The organism is Actinoplanes sp. NPDC051388, from assembly GCF_055586225.1.
The window spans coordinates 329,588-351,348 of record NZ_JBVJIP010000009.1 but is presented as its reverse complement, the minus strand read 5'-3'; the positions used below and the strand labels follow the sequence as shown (position 1 = coordinate 351,348).

17 protein-coding genes and 1 pseudogene are annotated in these 21,761 nt (G+C 71.8%); 10 read left to right on the top strand and 8 right to left on the bottom strand.

All coding sequences use genetic code 11. The annotated features are described in order from the left end of the window. Nucleotides 1-7: 7 nt before the first annotated feature. The 3 genes from ACZ6TI_RS24380 to ACZ6TI_RS24370 all read right to left on the bottom strand — a co-directional run bounded on the left by ACZ6TI_RS24380 (nt 8) and on the right by ACZ6TI_RS24370 (nt 1,866). The gene (locus ACZ6TI_RS24380; RefSeq protein ID WP_465347430.1) at nt 8-277 is read right to left on the bottom strand and encodes a glycerophosphodiester phosphodiesterase; all 270 of its coding nucleotides are present in this window, start codon (nt 275-277) and stop codon (nt 8-10) included. Between the two features lie 96 nt (nt 278-373). Beyond that, nucleotides 374-1,357 carry a glycerophosphodiester phosphodiesterase family protein gene (locus ACZ6TI_RS24375; protein ID WP_465347429.1) on the bottom strand — a complete coding sequence of 328 codons (984 nt, stop codon included), beginning with the start codon at nt 1,355-1,357 and terminating at the stop codon, nt 374-376. Next, nucleotides 1,276-1,866 (bottom strand): glycerophosphodiester phosphodiesterase family protein, encoded by a 591-nt coding sequence (locus tag ACZ6TI_RS24370; protein WP_465347428.1) that lies wholly within the window; start codon nt 1,864-1,866, stop codon nt 1,276-1,278. Before ACZ6TI_RS24370 ends, ACZ6TI_RS24375 begins: the two co-directional genes overlap by 82 nt. 207 nt (nt 1,867-2,073) lie before the next feature. On the opposite strand from ACZ6TI_RS24370, the gene ACZ6TI_RS24365 reads away from it, so the two are divergent. Then, on the top strand, nt 2,074-3,054 hold the full coding sequence (locus ACZ6TI_RS24365) for a pentapeptide repeat-containing protein (RefSeq protein WP_465347427.1): 981 nt from the start codon (nt 2,074-2,076) through the stop codon (nt 3,052-3,054). Here the strand turns inward: ACZ6TI_RS24365 and ACZ6TI_RS24360 are convergent. Beyond that, the gene (locus ACZ6TI_RS24360) at nt 2,993-4,399 is read right to left on the bottom strand and encodes an MFS transporter (RefSeq protein WP_465347462.1); all 1,407 of its coding nucleotides are present in this window, start codon (nt 4,397-4,399) and stop codon (nt 2,993-2,995) included. The genes ACZ6TI_RS24365 and ACZ6TI_RS24360 overlap by 62 nt on opposite strands. Before the next feature lie 55 nt (nt 4,400-4,454). Then, nucleotides 4,455-6,368, bottom strand: a complete 1,914-nt coding sequence (locus tag ACZ6TI_RS24355) for a discoidin domain-containing protein (protein WP_465347426.1) — start codon at nt 6,366-6,368, stop codon at nt 4,455-4,457. A 59-nt stretch (nt 6,369-6,427) separates the two neighbouring features. On the opposite strand from ACZ6TI_RS24355, the gene ACZ6TI_RS24350 reads away from it, so the two are divergent. The 5 genes and pseudogenes from ACZ6TI_RS24350 (at nt 6,428) to ACZ6TI_RS24330 (ending at nt 10,779) form a co-directional block, all read left to right on the top strand. Beyond that, the gene (locus ACZ6TI_RS24350; RefSeq protein ID WP_465347425.1) at nt 6,428-7,468 is read left to right on the top strand and encodes a Gfo/Idh/MocA family protein; all 1,041 of its coding nucleotides are present in this window, start codon (nt 6,428-6,430) and stop codon (nt 7,466-7,468) included. Nucleotides 7,469-7,521: 53 nt separating this feature from the next. Next, nucleotides 7,522-8,019, top strand: coding sequence for a hypothetical protein (locus ACZ6TI_RS24345; RefSeq protein WP_465347424.1), 498 nt, complete (start codon nt 7,522-7,524; stop codon nt 8,017-8,019). After that, nucleotides 8,019-8,462 (top strand): annotated as a pseudogene (locus ACZ6TI_RS24340) (putative bifunctional diguanylate cyclase/phosphodiesterase); the annotation flags it as partial. The gene ACZ6TI_RS24345 and the pseudogene ACZ6TI_RS24340, both read left to right, overlap by 1 nt. A 142-nt stretch (nt 8,463-8,604) precedes the next feature. Next, nucleotides 8,605-9,678 carry a putative bifunctional diguanylate cyclase/phosphodiesterase gene (locus ACZ6TI_RS24335; RefSeq protein WP_465347423.1) on the top strand — a complete coding sequence of 358 codons (1,074 nt, stop codon included), beginning with the start codon at nt 8,605-8,607 and terminating at the stop codon, nt 9,676-9,678. A gap of 222 nt (nt 9,679-9,900) precedes the next feature. After that, nucleotides 9,901-10,779 carry a LysR family transcriptional regulator gene (locus ACZ6TI_RS24330; protein ID WP_465347422.1) on the top strand — a complete coding sequence of 293 codons (879 nt, stop codon included), beginning with the start codon at nt 9,901-9,903 and terminating at the stop codon, nt 10,777-10,779. Between the two features lie 54 nt (nt 10,780-10,833). On the opposite strand, the gene ACZ6TI_RS24325 is transcribed toward ACZ6TI_RS24330, so the two are convergent. After that, nucleotides 10,834-13,788 carry a 3-keto-alpha-glucoside-1,2-lyase-like domain-containing protein gene (locus ACZ6TI_RS24325; protein ID WP_465347421.1) on the bottom strand — a complete coding sequence of 985 codons (2,955 nt, stop codon included), beginning with the start codon at nt 13,786-13,788 and terminating at the stop codon, nt 10,834-10,836. A 171-nt stretch (nt 13,789-13,959) separates the two neighbouring features. Between ACZ6TI_RS24325 and ACZ6TI_RS24320 the strand changes: the two genes are divergently transcribed. From ACZ6TI_RS24320 to ACZ6TI_RS24305, 4 genes are all read left to right on the top strand, one after another. After that, entirely contained in the window at nt 13,960-14,637 is a 678-nt protein-coding gene (locus tag ACZ6TI_RS24320; RefSeq protein ID WP_465347420.1) for a GNAT family N-acetyltransferase, read from the top strand. An 81-nt stretch (nt 14,638-14,718) separates the two neighbouring features. Continuing rightward, nucleotides 14,719-15,714 (top strand): permease, encoded by a 996-nt coding sequence (locus ACZ6TI_RS24315; RefSeq protein ID WP_465347419.1) that lies wholly within the window; start codon nt 14,719-14,721, stop codon nt 15,712-15,714. Then, entirely contained in the window at nt 15,711-16,421 is a 711-nt protein-coding gene (locus tag ACZ6TI_RS24310) for a TIGR03943 family putative permease subunit (RefSeq protein WP_465347418.1), read from the top strand. The genes ACZ6TI_RS24315 and ACZ6TI_RS24310 overlap by 4 nt, the downstream gene beginning before the upstream one ends. Next, a complete protein-coding gene (locus tag ACZ6TI_RS24305; RefSeq protein ID WP_465347417.1) occupies nt 16,418-17,509 on the top strand; it encodes a hypothetical protein in 1,092 nt (363 codons plus the stop codon). The genes ACZ6TI_RS24310 and ACZ6TI_RS24305 overlap by 4 nt, the downstream gene beginning before the upstream one ends. Nucleotides 17,510-17,520: 11 nt before the next feature. Here the strand turns inward: ACZ6TI_RS24305 and ACZ6TI_RS24300 are convergent, their stop codons facing one another. Together ACZ6TI_RS24300 and ACZ6TI_RS24295 are read right to left on the bottom strand one after the other, a co-directional pair. Further along, nucleotides 17,521-19,584, bottom strand: a complete 2,064-nt coding sequence (locus ACZ6TI_RS24300) for a PhoX family protein (protein ID WP_465347416.1) — start codon at nt 19,582-19,584, stop codon at nt 17,521-17,523. An 81-nt stretch (nt 19,585-19,665) separates the two neighbouring features. Further along, nucleotides 19,666-21,717 carry a PhoX family protein gene (locus ACZ6TI_RS24295; protein WP_465347415.1) on the bottom strand — a complete coding sequence of 684 codons (2,052 nt, stop codon included), beginning with the start codon at nt 21,715-21,717 and terminating at the stop codon, nt 19,666-19,668. Between the last annotated feature and the right edge of the window lie 44 nt (nt 21,718-21,761).

Below are 21,761 nucleotides of genomic sequence, written 5' to 3'. Positions count from 1 at the left end.
CGCCCGGTCAGCGCAACCCGTTGCGGCGGGCGACCAGGACTGCGGTGTCCGGGTCGTCCGAGATCAGGCCGTCCACGCCCAGGTCGATCAGGCGCTGCATGATCGACTGGTCGTTGATCGTGTAGGGCACCACCTTGAGCCCGAACCGCCGCTGGAGCACCGGCACGGCCGGTCCGAAGAAGTACTCCGGGCTCTGCCGCAGGTACCAGTCCGGATTCGGGACCAGCGGCTGCGCCGGGTCGTGCACCTGCCAGTTGGCCGAGACGGGTGCCCGCACCGGCTTGCTGGACGAGCCTGCCGAGGTTCCGGTGGTCCCACCAGTCGAGCCCGCCGGTCCACGGGCTGGTCACCGACGGGTCGTTCCAGACCGCCTTCAGCGAGCACTCGTCGGCGATCGAGGCGCATTCGGCCGGGCCGTACTGCCAGACAGCGCGACCGTCTCGATCCGCGGCGCGATTTCCTTGGCCAGCATGATCGTGCGCCAGTCGAACGACTGGATGGTGGCCCGCCGCGCGAAGCCCGCCCGGGTGATCGCGGTGGTCAGCTTGCGGGTGAAAGTGCGGTGGCCGGCGGTGGCGTCCGGGTCGGCCGGGCTGAGCTTGGTCTCGATGTTCAGCCGCACGTCGGTGCGCCCGCTCGCCGTGACCGCGGTGAACACCTCGTCCAGCGTCGGGATCCGCTCCCCCGGCACCGGCTGCTGCGCCGGGAACTCCGGCAGCGTCTTCGACCCGCAGTCGATCGTCTTGATCTGGGCGAGGGTCAGGTCGTGGACGAGGGTGGACACGTCACGGTCGCCGAGCGACCGGCGAAACGCGGCCAGGGTGTTCTCCGGCAGGGCGGCGCGACCCCCGCGATGTGCCTGCAGATCAAACGGCGACGGGTACGCGCGCGGCACGCGCCGTCCCAGCTCGGCGAGGCCGGTGTGCAGCCGGTCCGGATAGTCGGTAATCAGCCCGTCGACGCCCAGCCCGATCAGGTCGCGCATGACGGCCGGGTCGTCCACCGTCCACGGCACCACCGGGATGCCGGCCCGGTGGGCGCTGCGCACCATGGCCCGGGTGACGTAGGGGTCGTAGCCGCCGCCGGCCCGAGGCCAGCCGTAGACCGGGGAAAACGCGTCGGCGCCGAAGGCCCTGATCGCCGCGATCGGGTCGCCGAAGTCGTCGACGTCCAGGCCGCCCAGCCACGGCGACTTCCCGGGCTGCCCGGTCTGCAGGAAATCGCGGTTGGTCAGCGCGACGATCGGCAGTGCCGGCTCGACCCGGCGCATCAGCATCAGCGCACCCCGGTCGAAGCTCTGGATGGTGACCTGGCCGAGCAGCCCGGCCCGGCGCACCTCGCCGGCGGTGACGTGCACGAACTGGGCGCGCGGCGCGGTCTCCTGGGGGCGCCGACCTCCACCTTGGTCTCGACGTTCAGCTTGACGCCGTTCGCCCGGTATTTCTTGACCAGGTCGAAGACCTCGCGCAGCAGCGGCATCCGCGCGCCTGGCACGTCCACCTGACCGGGGAAGTCGGGCAGCTCCGGCGAACCGCAGTCGAAGGTGCGCACCTGCGCGAGCGTGACGTCCTTGATATAGCGGCCGGCGTGCTCGGTGCGGCACTTGCGGCCGTCCACCCGGCGGTCGTGGGTGACCACGGCCTGGCCGTCCTTCGTGATCTGCACGTCCAGTTCGAGGGTGCTGACGCCGAGGCGCAGCGCGTTGCCGAAGGACGCAAGGGTGTTCTCCGGGCGCAGGCCGAGCCCGCCGCGGTGGGCCTGCAGGTCGAACGCTCCCCCGGCGGCTCGCGCGGACACCGGCGCGGCCAGGCCGGCGGTGGTCAGCACGAGCGCCGCGAGGGTCGCTGTGATGCGAGTCGATGGCATGCCCGCAACCTGCCGGGCAGGCGTGGCGGGCGTGAGCGAAATGAACTCCGCGCAACGTCACGATGGCGGTCCTGCAGGGGTGAACTCCGGTCGCGCCTGCTTGCCCGGCGAGAGCCGTGCCGGTCTACTCGGCGGGTGCGACACCTCCCGAAGATCCGCGGTGTTGGCGCTCTCGTCCGGCGTCCGGCGGTGTGGGTGCCGTCGGCCGTGGTCGCCACGATCGGCCTGCTGGTCCTCCTGCTCGGCCCGGTCGCCTGGTGGGCGACCCCGGCGAAGCACCTGGACGGCAAGGACAAGGCCGACGTGCGCAACGCCACCCGGCAGTTGCTGCTCGCCGCGGTCGGCGGGATGGTGCTGCTCACCGGCGCGGCGTTCACGGCACGTACCTTCTATCTGACCCGGCGCGGCCAGTTCACCGATCGCTACAACAAGGCGATCCAGCAACTCGCCTCGGACCGGCTCACCGAACGCCTCGGCGGCATCTATGCGCTCGAGCACCTGATGGTGGAAAGCGAACGCGATCACGACACGGTGATTGACGTGTTGGCCGCCTTCGTGCGTGAGCGGGCTCCGCGGACGCAGACGGTCGTTGCCGGGGCGATCGGCTCCGAGGTCTTGGCCGCCGCATCGAGCCGCGACGACCGCCCGCGGCCCGCAACGGACGTGCAGGCCGTGCTGGAGGTCCTCGGCCGCCGCCCGGATCGCCCGGAACGGAACCGGGTGAATCTACGCCGGAGCGATCTGCGAGGCGCGTCTCTGTCCTCGGCTCGCCTGCAGAACGTCAATCTCTACCGCGCGCAGCTGCAGGGGGCGGACTTGTCCGGTACCCGGCTGGAAGGCGCGCATCTGCGCGAGACGCAGTTGCATGGCGCCTTTTTGGCTCAGGCGCGGCTGCAGAACGCCAACCTGTCGAAAGCCGACCTGCGGGACGCCAATCTCCGCCAGGCCCGGATGCAGGGCACAGATCTGACCGGCGCACGCCTGGAGGGCGCGGACCTGTGCGACGCACGGCACCTGGAATTCTCGCAGGTGGCGGCGGCCCGCTTCGACCGATCCACCCACCTGCCCGACTGGTTACGGAAGGCGTTCAACCCCGATGCGTGGCCGGAATCGACGGGGCCACAGGTCACGACGCCGCGGAAGCCTTCTCCGTCCGGAGGTGGCGGCGTTCAGCGAGCACGTCGGTGAGCGCGACGGCGAAAGCGACCAGGACGAAGCTGATCGCCACCGCGAGGGCGGCGGTCAGCGCCCGCGCCCAGTCGCCGCCGCTGTCCGCGAGCTGGGCGAAGAACACCGTGCCGGCCGCCGCGATGCCCACCGCGGTGCCGATCCGCTGCCCGGTCTGCAGCACCGCGCCCGCGCTGCCGGCCCGCTGCACCGGCACCCGGGAGAGCGTGAGTGTCTGGTTCGGGCTGATCACCAGACCGCCGCCGATGCCGGCGACCAGCAGCGGCAGCGCGGCCGCCCAGCCGATGCCCCGGCCCGGCACGAAGTGCAGCACCACCGCGGTCGCGGTCAGCCCGGCGGCGACCATCACCAGGCCGACGGCCACCAGCGGGCGGCCGTAGCGTTCGACCACCCGCCCGCCGAGCGCCGAGGACACCGCGCCGCCCACCGCGAACGGCGTGACCGCGAGGCCGGCGAGCAACGCGCTGTAGCCCAGGCCGTTCTGCAGGAACAGGGTGTAGACGAAGAACAGGGCCGGGAAGCCGGCGAAGTAGACCATGCCGATCACCGCGCCCAGGGCGTAGGACCGGACCTTGAACAGGTCGAGGTCGACGACCGGGGTCGCGTGCAGGGCGTGGCGCCGCTCCCAGACGTAGAAGCCGGCCAGCACGGCGAGCGCGGCCGGGATCAGCAGCCACTTGGCCGGGCCCTTCCACTCGCGCTCCTGCACCAGGGGCAGCAGGAGCAGCAGCACGCCGACGCCGAGCAGCAGCACGCCGACCGGGTCCAGGCTCTCGTGCTTGCGGGGGCGCTCGCCGGCGGCCTTCGCCGGGATGTAGCGGAACGCCAGCACGATCGCGAGGACGCCGATCGGGACGTTGATGTAGAAGATCCAGCGCCAGCCCGACTCGGCGCCGAAGATCGCGATCAGCAGGCCACCGAGCAGCGGGCCGACCGCGGTCGAGATGCCGATGATGGCGCCCAGCAGACCGAACGGCTTACCCCGCTCGCGCGGCTCGAACAGCTGCTGGATCAGACCGGACACCTGCGGGTTCACCACGCCGGCCGCGGCGCCCTGGATGAGCCGGGCGGCGACCAGCGCGAGCGCGCTGCCGGCCAGCCCGGCGGCCGCGCTGGCCAGGGTGAACACCGCGACCCCGGCGACGAACAGCGGCCGCCGGCCGCGGGCGTCGCCGAACCGGCCGGCCGGCACCAGCAGCAGGCCGAAGGTCAGCGCGTAGCCGGACAGGACCCACTGCAGCTCGCCGGCGCTCAGGTCCAGGTCGGCCCGGATCGACGGCAGGGCCACGTTCACGATGCTCACGTCGAGCAGCGTCATGAAGCCCGCGGTCAGGGCCACACTCATCGCTTTCCAGCGGTTCGGGGTGCTCACCCGTGTGAGCTGCCCCGGCTGTCAGCGATCAAAACCGCCGGTAGAGGCGGACGTCCGCCACACTCCACCAACTGCCGCTCGAAGCGGTCGACGTGATCCGCAGCCAGCGGGCCCTGGTGCGTGGCACGTCGACGTCGGTCAGCTGCCCGGTGCCGGCGCCGCTCGCCAGGACACGCCAGGTGGTCCCGTCGGTGCCGGCTTCGAGCCGCCAGCCGCGGGCGTAGTCGCCGAGGTTGCCGCCGGAGTCGATCGACACGCGGTCGAAGATGGTCGGCCGGGCCAGGTCGATCCGCAGGTGTTGGCCGGGCGCCTGGGCGGTGCCCGACGACCAGCGGGTGGACGCGTCGCCGTCGACCGCGGCCTGCGGCGTCTCCCCCACCGGCGACGCGGTGGCGGTGGCGCCCGGGATCCGCACCGGGTCGAGCGCGCCGTCCAGCAGCCCGTCACGCGGCCACGTGAAGGTGGCCAGCGCGCCGCCGGGCAGCGTGTACTCGAACTGGCGGTCGCCGGCCCGGACCGCGAAGGTGCGCGGGTCGTCGTTCTCGTTGTGCACGATCAGCGCGGTGGAGCCGTCCGGGTTCCGGAACGCCACGTCCATGATCTGGCCGTTCCAGCCGGTGGTGCCGAAGGACGTGCTGCCGATCCGCACCGCGCCCGGCCGCACGAACTTCGCCGCGTGGCCGATGGTGAAGTACTCCGCGTCGCGGGACACGCTGCCGTCCGGCATCAGCGTGAGCAGGCTGGTGCAGGTGTCGCAGCCGCCCAGGTGCGGGCCGCCGGTGGAGTCCAGCGCGATGTTCCAGTTCACCGCGGACTTCGCCCAGTTCCGCATGGTGCCGATGATGACGTTGCGGGCGTGCCAGGTGAGGGTGCCGCGGAAGATCTGCTCGGGGCTGTCCTGCGGGCCGTGCGAGCCGGAGCACTCGGTGAACCAGATGCCCTTGCGCGGGAAGGCCTGGTGCAGTGCGGTCATCGCGCTCGGGTCGCCCGAGTAGCAGTGGTAGGCGGTGCCGGCGATCCACCGGGCCGCCCGGGTGCGCAGCAGCTGATAGGGGTAGTCCGTCTCCGGGTCCTCGCCGGGCGGGGTGCCCTCGACATCCGCCGGGTGCGTGGACCAGTTGTGGTCGTACCCGAGGATCTTGGTCGGGAGGCCGGCCGCCTGGAGCTTGGGGCCGAGCGCGGCGATCACCGCGGCCTCCTGCCGCACCGGGACGTCGCTGCCGGGGTAGCCGCTGGGGTGCCGGTTCTGCGGCTCGTTCTGCACGGTCAGGTAGTCGACCGGAACGCCCGCCCGCTGGTAGGCGCGCACGAACTTGACCAGGTAACGGGCGTAGGCGTCATAGATCCGGGGGTCGTCGATCAGCCGGCCGCCGACCAGCGAGTCGGTGGTCTTCATCCAGGCCGGCGGGCTCCACGGCGTGGCCATCACGGTCAGCGCCGGATTGAGCTGCTTCGCCCGGCGCAGCAGCGGCAGGATCTGCGCCTCGTCGTGCGCGACGCTGAAGTGCCGCAGCGCGAAGTCCCGCTGCCCGGCCGGCACGTCGTCGTAGGTGTAGTGCGCGGCCGCCGCGGTGAAGTCCGAGGACCCGACCGGCTGCCGCAGGAAGCTGACGCCGATCCCCTCGGCCGGGTCGAACAGCGACCGCATCGCCGCGTCCCGCGCCGCCGGGTCCAGACGGTAGAGGACGGCGGCCGACGAGTCGGTGATCGAGGCGCCGAATCCGTCCACCTCCTGCGAGCGGTCGGACGGGTCGAGCACGATGGTCGGCGCGTCGCTGCGGCCGGTGCCGAAGGTGACCGGCGCGCGCTCGTGCAACTGCTCGGCCCGGTCCGGCGTGGTCACCCACACCCGGGCCTGGGGTTCCTGGACATTCGAGGTCGCCACGGCTGGGGACGGCACGAGCAGGACGGCGGCGCTGAGGGCCGCGACGAGGGCGCGCATATCGAGAGGAAACAATCCCGAAACCGTCCTGTCAATTCGCGAAGATCTAGGTTGGGGGTATGACCTCCTTTGTCGTGGTGGGCGCCGGGTGGCGCGCGGAGATGTTCTGGCGGCTGGCCGCGGACCTGCCGGGCATCGAGTGCCTGGGCGCGTTGGTGCGCACGCCGCGGGACCTGCCGGTGCGCGCGCTGCGGTCGCTCGACGAGGTGCGCCCCGACTTCGTGGTCACCGCCGTGCCGTGGGACGCCAACCCGGCCGTGGTGCGCGCGGCGGTGGACCGCGGCCTGCCGGTGCTCGCCGAGACGCCGCCCGCCCCCGACCTGGCCGGCCTGCGGGCGCTGTGGGACGAGGTCGGCGCGTCGGGCCTGGTGCAGGTCGCCGAGCAGTACCTGCTGGTTCCGTCGCACGCCGCCCGGCTGGCCGCCGTCCGGGCGGGCCTGATCGGCACGCCCACCCAGGTGCAGGTGTCGTCCACGCACATGTACCACGCGATCTCGATCATGCGCGGCCACCTGGGCGCCGGCTTCGAGCCGGCCACCGTGCGGGCGTCGCGCACCACCGCGCCGCTGGTCGACCCGCTGGTGCGCGACGCCTGGTCCGGCGACGACACCCCGAAGCCCGCGCGGACCATCATCGCGACACTCGACTGGGGCGACGGCCGCTCCGGGCTCTACGACTTCACCGACAACCAGTGGCACAACCAGCTGCGCTTCCGCCGGCTGCTGGTCCGCGGCACGCACGGCGAGCTGCGCGACGACGAGGTGGTGCGGCTGCTCGGACCGGAGACCATCCTGCGGACCCCGATCGTGCGCCGTCAGACCGGCTACGACCTGGACCTGGACGGCTATCAGACGGACCACATCACGCTCGGCGACCGGGTGCTGTTCCGCAATCCGTTCCCGGGCCGGCGCTGGAACGATGAGGACATCGCGATCGCCTCGCTGATCACCGGGATGGCCGCCTGGGTGCGCGGGGACGGTCCCGAGCCGTACCCGTTGTCCCAGGGGTTGCAGGACCACCGGCTGGCATTGGCCGTGGAGGAGGCGGCCGACACCGACCGGACGATCGTGACGACGCGCGAGGCGTGGGCGCAGAACTGACGAAATCCGTCCGATCTTCCCTGTGACCGGCGGGGTGCGGATCGGAGTGACGGATGCGGGCGCGTGTGGCGCAATGGTGCTTCGCGGGCTGGATGCTGCTCCTGATCTCGGCGTACTACGCATGGCCCGGCGCGCACCTGGTGACCTGGACGGCGATCGCGGTGTCCAGCGTCGCCGCGATCGTGCTCGGCATGGTCTGGTGGAAGCCCCGCCGCAAGCTGCCGTGGGCGCTGATCGCCGCGTCGGTGGCCTGCTTCGCGGCCGGCGACACCATGTACTACGTCCAGGACGAATACGCCGCACCACCCTTCCCCGGCCCGGCCGACTTCCTCTACCTGGTCGTCTACCTGCTCCTCGCGGGCGGCCTGCTGATCTTCGTCCGCACCCAGCGCGGCGACGGCCACAACCGGGCGACGCTGCTCGACGCGCTGGTGCCGACCGTCGGGCTGGGCCTGCTCTCCTGGGTCTACCTGATCGCGCCGTACACCCGCGCCGCGGACATGACCGTCCGGACGTCCGCGAGGCGCTGCGGGTCGCGGCGGGCAAGCTGATGCCGCCGGCGAAACCGTACGAGCTGGTGATCACCGAGCGGCAGGCCGGTGATGAGGCGTGGCGGCCCGGGTTCGGCGTGATCTCGGTCGCCGAGGTGCCGCCGGACGTGCGCACCCACGGCTACCAGCACCTGATCTATGCGGTGGTGCCGCTGCCCGGCGAGCCCGGCCGGCTGGGCGTGGCCGCGCTGGGCGCTCCGCACGCCGTGCTGCGTGCCGTCCAGCCCTCGTTCGAAGCCCTGTTCCAGCAGGTGGCGGTCGTGCTGGAGCGGATCCGGCTGACCGGCGAGGTGAGCCGCCGCGACAGCGAGGCCTATTTCCGCACCCTGATCCAGAGCGCGTCCGACGTCATCCTGATCGTCGGCGCGGACGACGCGATCCGCTATGCCAGCCCGTCCGCCGGCACCACCTTCGGCCACGACGACCTGGCCGGGCACCCGATCGCCGAGCTGATCGCGGACACCCACCACACCGACCTCGAGGACGTGCTGACCCAGGTCCGGCTGGGCGCGGGCGCCGTGCTCGAGGGCGTCGACCTGATCGCGGTGTGCGCCGACCGTCGGCGCCGGGAACACCGCGGCGCGGATGGGCGGCGACGAGTTCGCGGTGCTGATCGAGGCGGGCGCCGACGTGGGCGCGGTGGAGGACGTGGCGGCCCGGATCGTGGCCACGCTCGGCGTGCCGGTGGACCTGAGCGACGGCCTCGGCGGCATGTACGTGGTCAGCGGCGCAGCCAGCGTCGGCGTCGCCACCAGCCGGGACGCGGGCAGCGCCACGGAACTGCTGCGGCACGCCGACATGGCTCTCTATCTGGCCAAGGGCACCGGGAGGGGCACCTGGCAGCCGTACCGCAGCGACCTGCACGCGGCGATGGTGGAACGGCTCGAGATGCGCACCGCGCTGCACGAGGCGGTGGACAGCGGCCAGTTCGTGCTGCAGTTCCAGCCGATCGTCGACCTCGCCGGCGCGCGGCTGGCCGGGGTGGAGGCGCTGGTCCGCTGGCAGCATCCGGCCCGCGGGCTGCTCGGGCCCGGACAGTTCGTGGAGATCGCCGAGGAGAACGGTGCGATCGTCGGGATCGGCGCCTGGGTGCTGCGCGAGTCGCTGCGGCAGTTCGCGCAGTGGCGGGCGCGGGATCCGGAGCGGCCGCCGGGCTATGTCAGCGTGAACGTGTCCGCCCGGCAGTTCCGCATGGCGGGCTTCGTCGGGCAGGTGCGCGAGGCGCTGGCCGACGCCGGCGCGCGCCCGGAGTGGCTGCTGCTGGAGATCACCGAGAGCCTGCTGCTGCGCGACGCCGAGCAGGTGTGGGCCGACCTGAAGGCGCTGCGCGCGCTCGGCGTGCGGATCGCCATCGACGACTTCGGCACCGGCTACTCGTCGCTCAGCTATCTGCGGCAGATGCCGGTCGACGTGCTGAAGATCGACAAGTCGTTCATCGACGACGTGCTGGGCAGCCGGCAGCAGCGCGCGCTGGTCAACGCGATCGTCACGCTGGCCCGCAACCTCGACCTGGCGGTGGTGGCCGAGGGCATCGAGGACGCCGCGCAGCGCACCCTGCTGGCCCGGATGGGCTGCCCTTACGGCCAGGGCTACCTGTTCTCGAAGCCGGTCTGGCCGGACGACCTGGCCGAGTGGATGACGGTCAGCCACACGGCTTAGACGCCCGGGCGTCGTTCTCGCGCACCTGGATCAGCAGCTCCGCGTGCTCCTCGAAGAACGTGAGCGCCGCGCAGCCGGGCGATGGCCGACGACGGCCGGCTGTCTGCGCGCACGCGACCCCCGGGTGTCCGTAGCTTGTGGACGACCATATCGATGCGCGATGCATCGACCCGAGTGCTGGCCGGCGAGTTCGGACATTGACAAACTTAATATGCTGCGGCGGTGGAGATCGGTCAGCTGAAGGCGTTCGCCGCGGTCGTGGACACCGGCACGTTCACCGCGGCCGCGCGGCAGGTGCGGCTCGGGCAGTCCGCGGTGTCCGCCTCGATCGCCCAGCTGGAGAAGCAGCTCGGGGCGCGGCTGTTCGAACGCACCCGCACCTCGGCGGTGCTGACCGCGGCGGGCAAGGCGCTGCTGCCGCACGCCCGCGCGCTGCTGGCCGAGGAGCAGCGGGCCCGCGAGGCGGTGGACGCCGCGGAGGGCCGGGTGGCCGGCACCGTCAGCATCGGCCTGACGCTGACCACCGGCCGGGTCGATCTGGCGAAGATGCTTCTCGACCTGCGCGAGCAGCATCCGGACGTGCAGGTGCAGCTGCTGCAGTCGACCGCCGGGCCGGGCCCGCACGTCACCGCGGTGCGCGAGGGGCGGCTGGACATGGCGCTGGTGGCTATGCACGGGCCGGCTCCCCGGGAGATCCGGCTGCACACGCTGACCACCGAGCCGATGGTGCTGTTGTGCCGCCGCGACGACCCGCTCGCCAAGCGCCGCGCGGTCACCGTGGAGCACCTGCGCGACCGGCCCTATCTGGCGTTGCCGGCCGGCTGGGGCGTGCGCGCGCTGGTGGACGCCGCGCGGGGCCCCAATGCGGCCGCGCCGGCCGTCGAGGTGGCCGAGTACACGCTGCTGGCCGAGCTGGTGGCGGCCGGCATGGGGGTGGCGGTGGTGCCGCGGCCGGCGAGCGCCGCCTTCGGCGTGCTGGCGATGGTGCCGACCGACCTGACCTGGCGGCTGAGCCTGGCCACCCACACGACCCGGCCGGTGACCGCGGCGATGGGAGTGGTGGCGGACTCCGTCCGCCGCCACTCCCATCCGGTGCAATAGAACCGCGGGTGGAGTGGTGGCAGACTCCGTCCGCCGCCACTCCCCTCCGGTGGCTTAGACCGCCGGCTCGATCCAGACGTTGCGGTACTGGACCTTGTTGCCGTGGTCCTGCAGGCGGATCGCGCCGGTGGACGGGCTCTCCGGGATGTTGCCGCCGGTGCCGCCCGGGATCGCGACGTCGTTGTGCACGGTCACCCCGTTCCACACCAGAGTGACCCGGGCGTCGGCGGTCTTCACGCCGGCCGCGTCGTAGCGGGCCGCCGTGAAGGTGATGTCGTAGCTCTGCCACGTCTCCGGCGCCGTGGACGCGTTCACGTCCGGGGCCTTGTGCAGATAGATCGACCCGGCCTCGTTGTTGTCGTTCGTCGGATCCCCGTACGAGTCGAGAATTTGGATCTCGTATCTCTCCTGCTGGTAGACGCCGCTGTTGCCACGGTTCTGGCCGGTCACGTCCGGCGGCAGCAGCGGCACCTTGAACTCGACGTGCAGCTTGTAGTCGCCGAACGCGTCCTTGGTGCGCAGGTCACCGCAGCACACCTCGGTCGCGCCGCCGGGCACCGCCGGCCACTGCGGACGCCGGCCGTCGGAGTGCTGCCAGTCGTCCAGGCCGTGCCCGTCGAAGAGCACGATCCGCTCCCCCGGCTTGCGCACGCTGATCAGGTCGAGGTTGACGTGCCCGGTGTCACCGGCGTCGACCCGGTACTGGATCGTGTTCGCGCCCTTGCGCAGGGGCAGGTTCGTGGTCGCGGTGGCCCAGTTCTCCCACGTGACCGTCGACGGCAGCGACACCTGGCGGACCTTGCGGCCGTTCACATACACACTGACCGTCTTGGTGCCGGCGAACGGGTTGGGCCCGTTGGAGTAGCGCAGCCCGACCGCGTAGTCGGCGGCCTCGTTCACCTTGACGTGCATGGTGGTGGAGGCGTTGAGCGAGCCGAAGCCGGCGGTGAAGCCGATGCCGGAGTAGCCGCCGTGGTCGGTGGCGAGCGTGGCGCCGCCCTCGCGGTTGCCCTCCTCGGCCTCGTAGTAGACCTGCTGCGGGATCGGGCCGGGGATCTCGTTGAGCGTGTACCAGGCCTCGGTGTTCCACAGCTGCTCGCCGTTGGCCGCGCTGAACGGCCGCGGCGAGCGCAGGTGCACGACGCGGTCGCGGCGCAGGCCGTCGATGGTCAGCGTGACGGTCTTGCGGTCCGGCGAGACCTTGGTGCCGGTGACGGCCAGGGTCTCCTGGTCGACCTCGGGTCCGCCGTACTGCGCGGTGGGCACGTAGCGCCACTGCTCGACGCGGTAGGCCTCGGCCAGCCCGGCGATCGTGACGTCGGACAGCGGGCGGGTGTATTCGATCTTGAAACCGTCCCGGGTGGCGCTCATCGACTTCATGTCGAACACGTTCACGCCGTTCGGGGTGAGCTTCTGCAACCCGTACCGCAGCTTGCCCTCCTGGCCCCAGTTGCCGTCGGCGCCGAGCCCGCCCAGATAGATCGCGCCATCCGGGCCGAGCTTCACCTCGTTGATGCCGGCCTCGAGGCCCTGGGTGTGCCGGAACAGCGCGCCCTGCAACTCGCCGTGCACCTCCTCGAGGAAGGCCCGCTGCAGACCGCCGTAGGTCACGTCGCCGATCACCAGCTGGCCGCGGAACGGCCCCTGCTTGAGCAGCACCGGCGTGCTCGGCGAGTTGGCGATCTGGTTGTGCGGCATCCACAGCACCGGCCGGGTCGGCTGGGCGGAGTCGAACGGCCCGTCCGGGTTGGTGTAGTGGTTGAAGAACCGGCCCTGCTCGATCTTCACCAGCTTGCTGGCCGGCAGCCAGCCGCCCTGGTTGTCGGTGACGAACAGGTCGTTGTCCGGGCCCCAGCCGATCCCGTTCGGGGTGCGCAGGCCACCGGCGACGGTGGTCACCTTGCCGGTGCGCCGGTTCACCACGATGCTCGTGCCGCGGCCCGGCACCGGCTGCGGGTCGGTGGTCGCACCGCCCAGGTTGATCGACACCGACAGGTTCAGATAGAAGTTGCCGCCGCGATAGAGCAGCCCGAACGCGAACTCGTGGAAATTGCCGCCGAACGGCCAGGTGGCGACCGTGCGCCGGGCGTCGAGCACCTCGTCGCCGTCGGTGTCGCGCAGCTCGGTCAGCTCGTGCTTCTGGGAGACGTAGACCATGCCGTCGACCACGGCCAGGCCCATCGGCTCCTTCAGCCCGTCGGCGATCTTCTGGTACGTGACCTGCTCGGGCGAGGTCTGGCCGGTCACGTGATCGACCAGGTAGACCTCGCCGGTCACCTCGTCGGAACCGCCCCAGGTGGACAGCACCATGCGGCCGTCCGGCAGGAAGTCCATGCCGGTCACCTGCGGCTGGAAGCCCGGCGGCCGGAGGTTCGTCAGGTCGTAGCCGGGGTTGACCGCGTTCAGCGGCAGCCCGTCGCCCGGGGTGTCGTCGACGCCCTCGCACTCCTTCTGCCCCGGCCCGGTCACCCGCACCACGCCGGCGTCGGTGCTCAGCGCGCTGGTCGGCACCACCGCGAAATCGGTCGCGCCGGGCGGCTGCCAGGCCAGCGTGAGCTGCTGCCCGCCGCCCGCCTCGAAGTGCTCGATGCGCAGCGGGTGCACGCCCGCGGTGAGCGTGATCGCACCGTCCTTGGGGGTCGCGCCGTGCAGCCCGTCGTGGTCCACCACGACGGTGTCGCCGACCCACAGCCGGGAGCCGTCGTCGCTGGTCAGCCGGAACGTGTAGGACCCGTCGGCCGGCGCGGTCAGGTTCGCCAGCACGTGCGTGACGAAGTTGTCCTCCTGCCCGAACTGGTCCGCGGTGGTCCAGTCGACGGTCGGCATCAACTTGTCGACGTTCGGCGTCTGGCCCTGCTTGAGCGTGCAGATCTCGCTCAGGCCGAAGCCGATGTCGAAGGTGCGGAGGGTGACTCCGGGCTCCTGGGGTGGCAGTTCGGCAGGCGCGGTGGCCTGCAGCCCGAAGGCCGCTAAGGACCCGGCCAGGACGGTGGCGACCAAACGGATCATGCGCTGCTCCCCAGTTACGACGGTGATTCAGACCCGTGAATATCCTGGTCCACTATCGACGGGGAGTCCAGATCTTTCGACTCTGAGAAACCAACTTTCTATTCGTACGCCAAAAGTCCGGTTCCCGAAATCACGTTGCCCGCCGGTCACCCGCGCGGCAGCCTCGGAACCGTGACGTCTCCCCTCGACAACCCGATCTGGTCCGCGCTCACCGGACCGCAGTCCGATCTGGCCGAGCGCCACGGCCGAGCGGTCCGCTACCCCGCGGACCTCTCGCCGTTCCACGCCATCTCCGGCCCGGACGGCTGGGCCGACCTGCACGCGCTGGCCGGCCCGGCGGCCGAGATCTTCATGTCGGGGCCCTATCTGGACCCGCCGCCCGGCTGGGAGATGACGGTCCGGCTGGCCGGGGTGCAGATGGTCGGCACCCGGGTCGAGGGGCGCCCGGAGCCGGCCGCGGAGGTACTCGGCCCGGCCGACGTGCCGGAGATGCTCGACCTGGTCGAGCGCACCCGGCCCGGCCCGTTCCGCAAGCGCACCGTGGAGTTCGGCACCTACCTCGGCTTCCGGGCGGACGGCCGGCTGGTGGCGATGGCCGGCGAGCGGATCCGGGTGCCCGGCCACACCGAGATCAGCGGGGTGTGCACCGACCCGGCGTTCCAGGGGCGCGGGCTGGCGGCGCGGCTGATGCTCGCGCTCGCCCACGACATCCAGCGGCGCGGCGAGACGCCCTTCCTGGCCGCGCTCGCCACCAACACCACGGCCCTGCGGGTCTACGAGCGGCTCGGCTTCGTGCACCGGCAGGACGTGGAGTTCACCGCGGTGCACTCCCCCGGCCTGCGCACATGAGCATATGCGCAGGTCACGATAGGTGCTCGGCGGCCATCGGCGGCTAATGTGTCCCGGTTAGCCGCCTGACCCGGAGGAACCGTGACCGTTGAGGCCACCCGGCCACCCGAGCAGCAGCAGACCCCGCCGTGGCGCTTCGGATCGGTGGAAGCGCTGGCCCTCCTGCTGATCCTGCTGGTCGTGCTGCGCAATCCGCTGGCCTCGCTGCTGTCCGCGCCATCGCTGCAGACCTGGACCACGGTCTTCGTCTCGGTGCTGGTGCAGGCGGTGCCGTTCCTGGTCTTCGGGGTGGCGCTGTCCGCGGTGATCGCGGTCTACGTGCCCCGCTCGTTCTGGGCGCGGGCACTGCCGAAGCACCCGGCCCTGGCGGTGCCGGCCGCGAGCCTGGCCGGGGTGGTGCTGCCCGGCTGCGAGTGCGGCAGCGTGCCGATCGCCGGCGCGCTGATCCGGCGCGGCGTCACCCCGGCCGCCGCGCTGGCGTTCCTGCTGGCCGCCCCGGCGATCAACCCGATCGTGCTGACCGCCACCGCGGTCGCCTTCCCGGACAACCCGGAGATGGTGCTCGCCCGGGGCGCGGCCAGCCTGGTGGTCGCGGTCGCGATGGGCTGGCTCTGGCTGCGCCTCGGCAAGGCCGAGTGGATCCGGCTGCCGCACCGGCCCGACCTCGACGGGCTGTCCCGCGGCCAGGCGTTCTGGGCCGCCGCCCGGCACGACGTGATGCACGCCGGCGGCTTCCTGGTGCTGGGCGCCGCGGCCGCCGCGACGATCAACGTGGTGGTGCCGGACCGCTGGCTGCAGACCCTGGCCGGGCACGAGGTGCTGTCCATCCTGGCGCTGGCCGCGCTCGCCGTGCTGCTCTCCATCTGCAGCGAGGCGGACGCCTTCGTGGCCGCGTCGCTGTCCCAGTTCTCGCTGACCTCGAGGCTGGTGTTCCTGGTGGTGGGCCCGATGGTCGACCTCAAGCTGATCGCCATGCAGACCGGCGTGTTCGGCCGCCGGTTCGCCGCCCGGTTCGCGCCGGCCACCTTCGCGCTCGCCGTCGCGGCGGGCGTCGTCACCGGGTGGGTGGTGCTGTGAACCGGCAGGCCCAGGCCGTGATCCTGATGCTGTTCGGCGGGGCGGTCGTCAAGGCCGGCGTCACCGACCTGTCCCTGCGCTACGTCAAGGAGGGGCTGCGGCCGTTCCTGGTGGCGGCGGGTCTGGTGCTGGTCGCGGCCGCGGTCATGACCCTCTGGTACGACCTCGGAGCGCGCACCCGGGCCCACGGTCATGACCACGGGCACGACCGCCACGAGCCGCGCGTCGGGTGGCTGCTGATCCTGCCGGTGCTCGGACTGCTGCTGGTGGCGCCGCCCGCGCTGGGGTCCTACGCGGCCGAGCGCACCGGCACCGTGCTCACCGCGACCGACTCGGACTACCCGCCGCTGCCGGCCGGCGACCCGGTGCCGGTGTCCCTGCTGGACTACGCCTCCCGGGCCGTGTTCGACGAGGGCAAGAGCCTGACGGGGCGCAACCTGCGGCTGGTCGGCTTCGTGACGGTCGGCGCGGACGGCGCCCCGATGCTGACCCGGATGGTGCTGTCCTGCTGTGCCGCGGACGGGCGCCCGATCAAGGTCGGCCTCTCCGGCGACGCGCCGGCCGGGGTCGCGCCCGACACCTGGGTGCGGGTCGACGGCGTCTACACGCCGCGGACCACGAAGGACGAGATCAATCAGGCGGCGGTGCCCTATCTCGAGGTGACGTCGTGGGCGCCGGTCCCCGCGCCCCGGCAGGAATACGAGTGACGGGCCGGCGTACCCGGATCGGGATCTTGATCGTCGCTCTGCTGGCCGCGACGGGGCTGTTGCTGCTGCCACAGCGTGACGACAAGCCGCCGGCGGCGACGCGCGCCGGGCCGGACGCGGTCTGGCCCGAGGCGCAGCGCGGGGAGATTCCGGGCAACCTGCCGGACGGCCCGCTCTTCCACCCGGAACTGTTCCTGGACGCGCGCACCGCGATCGGCACCGCGCCCACGCCGGACGGCGAATCGATCCGGCTGGTCCTGCGCGACGCCGCCGGCACGATCCGCGAGCTGCGCCGACGGTCGCTGGACGGCAATCCGGTGTTCGACGCGTTCACCACCGACGGCACCACCCTGGCCTGGACCGAATCGGTCGATGGCGGTCGCACCGAGATCTGGGCGGCGGGCACGCGGCCGCCCGCCAAGCTGGCCAATCGGCTGACCGCGGACACCGGCAACGTCCTCGCCTTCGGCTCGCAGCACGACCTGGCGATCGCCGACGGCGCGGTGCACTGGGCGGCCGCACCGCGCGGCGCGGAGTCCACCGAGATCCGATCGGTGGCGCTGACCGGCGGCAAGGTCACGGTGCGCGTGGAGCCCGGGGTGTGGTCGCTGAGCGCTTGGCCGTGGCTGATCGACGGGGCCGGGGACCGCACCGGCGCGACCCGCCTGCGCAACCCGGCGACCGGCCGCGACGTCGAGGTGAACACCACCGGCGCCGAGCTCGCCACCTGCGGTCCGGCCTGGTGCCGGGTGCTGGTGGTGACCGGCGAGGGGGTCGCCCGGATCGACGCGATGCGGCCCGACGGAAAGGATCGCCGCCGGATCGCCGGCGGCGAGGCGACCGCCGCGATCGTCGACGTGGCCGTGCTGGACCGCTTCGAGATCCTCGCCGAGCCTCAGCCGGACTCGGACCTGACCGGCACCGAGGGGCTGGCCGTGCACGATCTCGCCGAGCGGCGCACGGTCGAGCTGAGCAAGGCGGTGGACGGCGCGTTCAGCCGGGCCGGCGTGCTGTGGTGGTCGACCGGCGACCTCGACGACACCACCTGGCACACCCTCGACCTGCGCACCGTCCACCCCTCCTCGTAAACCGAGTTGAGCTAGCTCCCGATCGGGCCGCCGTCCAGCCGCCAGGTGACCACCACGCCGGGCTTGGCGAAGTCGCCGTCCGGCCAGGTGGACGCCGGGTTCTCCTGGGACGCTCCGCTGATCTCACCCGGGTGCTGCACCGCCACGAAGACCGAGCGATCGTCCTCGGTGATGAACGGCCCGCACGTCTCCGCGCCCAGTGGCACCGTCAGGAACTGCCGCAGGTGACCCCGGTCCGCGCCGTCCAGCGGCACCGCGAACAGCCCGTCGTTGCTGAGCAGCGCGTTGCCGTCGGTGGAGATCCACAGATTGCCCGCGGAGTCGAACGCCACGTTGTCCGGGCACGAGATCGGCGAGACCTTGGTCTTGTCGAAGCCCGCGAAGTACGTCGACGGGTCGGCCGGGTCGCCGCAGACGATCGGCAGCGCCCAGGCGAAGGTGGTGCCGGTGTGGTCGCCGCCGTCCTCGGTCAGCTCGAAGATCTGACCGTGCTTGTTGTTGACCCGCGGATTGGCCTCGTCCACGCCCGGGTTCGTACCGACGCCCCGGTTGGTGTTGTTGGTCATCGCGGCATAGATCTTCCCGGTGGTGAGGCTCGGCTGGACGTCCTCGGGACGGTCCATCTTGGTCGCGCCGACCGCGTCGCCGGCCAGCCGGGTGAAGGTGAGCACCTCGGCGGCGGTCATGCCGGGGACGTAGGAGCGCTCGCCGGAGACCAGCCGGATCCACTGGCCGGCGCCGTCGAACAGGCCGTCCGAGGGCAGCTTGCCGGTGCCGTCGATCTCGGCCGGCGGGCTGTCCCCGGTCACCTTGGCGGCGTAGAGCGTGCCCGACTCCAGCAGCGTCAGGTTGTGCCGGCGGTCGCCCGGCTTGTACTTCTTCTCGGAGACGAACTTGTAGAGATAGTCGAAGCGCTCGTCGTCGCCCATGTAGGCCACCACGTGACCGCTGCGGGCCACGATCACGTTCGCGCCCTCGTGCTTGAGGCGGCCCATCGCGGTGTGCTTGCGCGGCCGGGCCTGCGGCTCATAGGGGTCGACCTCGACGATCCAGCCGAAGCGGTTCGCCTCGTGCGGGTGCTTGGCCAGGTCGAACCGCTCCTGCACCCGGTCCCACTTGCGGGCGCCGGACGGGTAGCGGGTGGTGGTCGAGATGCCGTAGCGGGCCAGCCGCGGCTTGTCCGCCTCGGGCACACCGTCGCCACCGCCGAAGTACTGGTTGAAGTTCTCCTCGCCGGACAGGATCGTGCCCCACGGCGTGACACCGCCGGAGCAGTTGTTCAGCGTGCCGATCACCACACGGCCGCGCGGGTCGGCGGCGGTCTTCAGGTGTTCCGAGCCGGCCGCCGGGCCGGTCAGGTCGAAGCGCGTGGCGAAGGCGGTGATCCGCCGGTTGTAGGGCAGCCGCCCGGCGTCCGACCGCCGCCATCGGCCGGTGTCGCCGACCCGTTCGAGCTGCACGACCGACAGGCCGTGCGCCGCGATGGCCGCCTCGATCTGGTCGGTGGTCATCGCGTCCAGGCCGGTGAAGCCGGGGAACATCAGCTCCTCGTTGGTGTACTCGTGATTGCACACCAGCAGCGCGCGGCGGCCGTCGCGGCCCAGCGGCACCACGCCGACGAAGTCGTTGTTGTAGCCGAACTGCCCGGATTGCCGCGCCGCGGTCTGCCGGGTGACGTCGAGCGCCGGCGCGCCGGGCACCACCGGGTCGCCCCAGCGCATCACCACCGCGCTGTCGTAGCCGTTCGGCACCACCAGGTTGTCGAGTCTGTTCGGTGGGATCGGCTTGAAGGTGAGCGCGCCGGCTCGGGCCTTGGGCGCGGCCATCGGGGCCACCTCGGGCGCGGCGGCGGCCGGCTCGGCGCCGGACACCGCGGCCACGCCGGCGCCGATCACGATCGCGCCGGCCAGGACGCCACGCCGGGAGGCGACGATGTCACCCAGGTACGGGTTGTCCGAACCGTTCGGCACCGGATGGTCGCAGGCGTTGCCGCAGCGGTAGAGGCAGGTCATGTTGTCGCGCCCACCATGAACGGCAGGGCCGAGCAGCGGAAGCAGGCGTCGTCTCACGGTCATGTCGAGACGCTAGGAGAACCCGCTTGCCGCCGGCCCGGCCAATGGATGAACGCCGAATGAACAACCCCAGGTGAGTAACCCTTAGCTGCCGATGTAGCCGCCGTCCAGGCGCCAGGTGACCACCACGGCGGGTTTGGCGAAGTCGCCGTCCGGCCAGGTGGACGCCGGGTTCTCCTGGGACGCTCCGCTGATCTCACCCGGGTGCTGCACCGCCACGAAGACCGAGCGGTCGTCCTCGGTGATGAACGGCCCGCACGTCTCGGCGCCCGGCGGCACCGTCAGGAACTGCTTGAGGTGGCCCTTCTCCGGCCCTTCGAGCGGCGTGGCGAACAGGCCGTCGTTGCTGCCCAACTGGTTGCCGTCGGTGGAGATCCAGAGGTTGCCGGTGGTGTCGAAGGCCACGTTGTCCGGGCAGGAGATCGGCGAGACCTTGGTCTTGTCGTAGCCGGCGAAGAACGTGGCCGGGTCGGCCGGGTCGCCGCAGACGATCGGCAGCGCCCAGGTGAAGGTGGTGCCGGTGTGGTCGCCGCCGTCCTCGGTGATCTCGAAGATCTGGCCGTGCTTGTTGTTGACCCGCGGGTTCGCCTCGTCCACGCCCGGGTACGTGCCGACGCCCCGGTTCGTGTTGTTGGTGCAGGCGGCGTAGATCTTGCCGCTGATCAGGTTGGGCTGGACGTCCTCGGGGCGGTCCATCTTGGTCGCGCCGACCGCGTCGCCGGCCAGCCGGGCGTACGTGAGAACCTGCTCGACGCTCATCCCCGCGACGAAGGAGCGGCCGCCGGACGCGAGCTTGACCCACTGCCCGGTGCCGTCGAAGAGCCCGTCCGACGGGAGCCGGCCGGAGCCGTCGATCTCGGCCGGCGGGCTGTCCCCGGTGAGCTTGGCGACGTAGAGCGTGCCCGACTCCAGCAGGGTCTTGTTGTGCGCGCGGTCGTTCGGGCGGAACCTCTTCTCGGAGACGAACTTGTAAAGATAGTCGAACCGCTCGTCGTCGCCCATGTAGGCCACCACGTGACCGCTGCGGGCCACGATCACGTTCGCGCCCTCGTGCTTGAAGCGGCCCATCGCGGTGTGCTTGCGCGGCGTCGACCCGGGCTCGTACGGGTCGACCTCGACGATCCAGCCGAACCGGTGCGCCTCGTTGGGGTGCTTGGCCAGGTCGAAGCGTTCCTGCGCGCGTTCCCAGCGGCGGGACCCGCTCGGGTAGCGCGCGGTGGTGGTGATGCCGTATCGGTTCAGGGTCGGCTTCAGCTCGGCCGGCGCCATGTCCCCGCCGACGAAGTACTGGTTGAAGTTCTCCTCGCCGGACAGCACCGTGCCCCACGGCGTGACGCCGCCCGAGCAGTTGTTCAGGGTGCCGATCGCGCTCACGCCGCGCGGGTCGGCGGCGGTGCGCAGCAGCGGCGAGCCGGCCGCCGGCCCGTCGAACCGGAACGGCGTCTCCAGCATGGTGAACCGGCGGTTGTACCGGCGCCGGCCGGTGCGCACCGGCTGCCACCGCCCGGTGCGGCCGACCCGCTCGAGCTCGACCACGGACATGCCGTGCGCGGCCATCGCCACCCGGACGTGCTCGACGGTCATCGCCTCGAGCGTGGTGAAGCCCGGGAACATCAGCTCCTCGTTGGTGTACTCGTGATTGGACACCAGCAGGGCGCGGTCCCGGCCGAGCGGCAGCACGCCGAGGAAGTCGTTGTTGTAGCCGTACTGCTTGAGCTGCCGGGCGGCGGTCTGGTGGTGCACGTCCAGGGCGGGCGCGCCGGGCAGGATCGGGTCACCCCAGCGGATCACGACGGCGTGGTCGTAGCCGTTGGGCACGATCACGCTGTCGATCTCGTTCGGCGGGATCGGCTTGAAGGTGAGCTCCCCTTTTGCCGCGGGTCTTGTTGCGGGCGCCTGCTGAGCGGGCGCCGCGGCCTCGGCGGGCGCGCCGCCGGACGCCGTCGCCACCCCGGCGCCGATCACGATCGCGCCGGCGGCCAGCACGCCGCGGCGGGAGGCGACGACGTCACCGAAGTACGGGTTGTCCGAGTCGTTGGGCACCGGGTGGTCGCAGGCATTGCCGCACCGGTACAGGCAGGTCATCGGGTCGCGCCCGGAGTGTCCCAGCAGATTGAGCAGACGTCGTTCAGCCATAGGCCGACGTTAGTGGTCCGTTAACCGCTGCGAAACCTTCTGAT

Coding starts and splice junctions, on each gene's coding strand:
- ACZ6TI_RS24370 (WP_465347428.1), bottom strand. CDS start 1,866: ATGCCATCGACTCGCATCACAGCGACCCTCGCGGCGCTCGTGCTGACC.
- ACZ6TI_RS24360 (WP_465347462.1), bottom strand. CDS start 4,399: ATGAGTGTGGCCCTGACCGCGGGCTTCATGACGCTGCTCGACGTGAGC.
- ACZ6TI_RS24355 (WP_465347426.1), bottom strand. CDS start 6,368: ATGCGCGCCCTCGTCGCGGCCCTCAGCGCCGCCGTCCTGCTCGTGCCG.
- ACZ6TI_RS24350 (WP_465347425.1), top strand. CDS start 6,428: ATGACCTCCTTTGTCGTGGTGGGCGCCGGGTGGCGCGCGGAGATGTTC.
- ACZ6TI_RS24345 (WP_465347424.1), top strand. CDS start 7,522: ATGCGGGCGCGTGTGGCGCAATGGTGCTTCGCGGGCTGGATGCTGCTC.
- ACZ6TI_RS24335 (WP_465347423.1), top strand. CDS start 8,605: ATGGGCGGCGACGAGTTCGCGGTGCTGATCGAGGCGGGCGCCGACGTG.
- ACZ6TI_RS24325 (WP_465347421.1), bottom strand. CDS start 13,788: ATGATCCGTTTGGTCGCCACCGTCCTGGCCGGGTCCTTAGCGGCCTTC.
- ACZ6TI_RS24300 (WP_465347416.1), bottom strand. CDS start 19,584: ATGACCGTGAGACGACGCCTGCTTCCGCTGCTCGGCCCTGCCGTTCAT.
- ACZ6TI_RS24295 (WP_465347415.1), bottom strand. CDS start 21,717: ATGGCTGAACGACGTCTGCTCAATCTGCTGGGACACTCCGGGCGCGAC.